This is a genomic window from Agromyces binzhouensis, assembly GCF_004135055.1.
In the GTDB taxonomy this organism is placed as follows: Bacteria; Actinomycetota; Actinomycetes; order Actinomycetales; family Microbacteriaceae; genus Agromyces; species Agromyces binzhouensis.
The window spans coordinates 1-973 of sequence record NZ_SDPL01000690.1 but is presented as its reverse complement, the minus strand read 5'-3'; the positions used below and the strand labels follow the sequence as shown (position 1 = coordinate 973).

At 75.7% G+C, this 973-nt stretch carries 2 protein-coding genes; one reads left to right on the top strand and one right to left on the bottom strand.

Features of this window, described 5'->3' with window-relative positions; genetic code table 11:
* A partial coding sequence (locus tag ESO86_RS17680) for an ATP-binding cassette domain-containing protein (protein ID WP_129236032.1) occupies nucleotides 1-352 on the top strand: 352 nt, incomplete at its 5' end.
* 4 nt (nucleotides 353-356) lie between these two features.
* Here the strand turns inward: ESO86_RS17680 and ESO86_RS17675 are convergent.
* Nucleotides 357-839 carry a SixA phosphatase family protein gene (locus tag ESO86_RS17675; RefSeq protein ID WP_129236031.1) on the bottom strand — a complete coding sequence of 161 codons (483 nt, stop codon included), beginning with the start codon at nucleotides 837-839 and terminating at the stop codon, nucleotides 357-359.
* Between the last annotated feature and the right edge of the window lie 134 nt (nucleotides 840-973).

Below are 973 nucleotides of genomic sequence, written 5' to 3'. Positions count from 1 at the left end.
GCTCGCCGAGCGGCTGCCCGGCGAGCTGTCGGGCGGGCAGGCGCAGCGCGTCGCGCTCGCGAGGGCGCTGGCGGCCGAGCCTGAGGTGCTCCTGCTCGACGAGCCGATGTCGGCGCTCGACGTCGAGCTCAGGCACGACATGCGGGCCGAGCTCGCCGCGCACGTGCGCGAGTTCGGCGGCGCGACCGTGGTCGTGACGCACAGCCGGGCGGATGCCGCGACGCTCGCCGACCACGTGCTCGTACTCGAGTCGGGCCGCGTGACGCAGCGGGGCACGCTCGAACAACTCGCCGCGGCACCCGCGACGCCGTACGTGCGGCGGATGCTCGCGAGCCCGGACGACGTGGACTGAGCGCTCAGTGCGGCGTGTCGAGGTGCACCGCGACGGCGTCGGCGTCGGCGACCTCGGGCCACGACCACACCGCGAACCGGAACTCCGCGACGGCGCAGGTGGGCATGTGCTCGATCTCGCCTGACAGCCGGTAGGCGAGGTCGGACATGCCCGGGTCGTGCGCGACCACCATCGCGGTGCCGACCTCCTCGTCGAGCTCGGCGACGACGCCGAGGATCGTGTCGGGCCCGGCGCCGTAGAGGCGCTCGTCGAGCACGAGCACGTCGGCGGGCAGGGCCAGGGCGTCCGCCATCGCCTCGGCGGTGGTCCGCGCCCGCACGGCGGTGCTCGATCGGATCGCCTCGGGGACGACGCCGCGTTCGCGGAGCCTGACCGCCATCGCGGGGGCGTCGCGTCGACCGCGGTCGTTCAGCGGCCGATCGTGGTCGGCGAGGGTCGGATCGCCCCACGCCGACTTCGCGTGACGCACGAGCACGAGGGTCTTCATGGGGCGAGTCTGCCACTGCGGGCGGGCCGCGTCGCGGGCGAGTCCGTGTCGGGGGGCCGTCGTGCGGGGACGGCGGGTCCGGACGCCCCGACGCGCGCTACTCCGACGCGGTCGCGGTGGGCTCCGCCGGCCCG

Coding starts and splice junctions, on each gene's coding strand:
- ESO86_RS17675 (WP_129236031.1), bottom strand. CDS start 839: ATGAAGACCCTCGTGCTCGTGCGTCACGCGAAGTCGGCGTGGGGCGAT.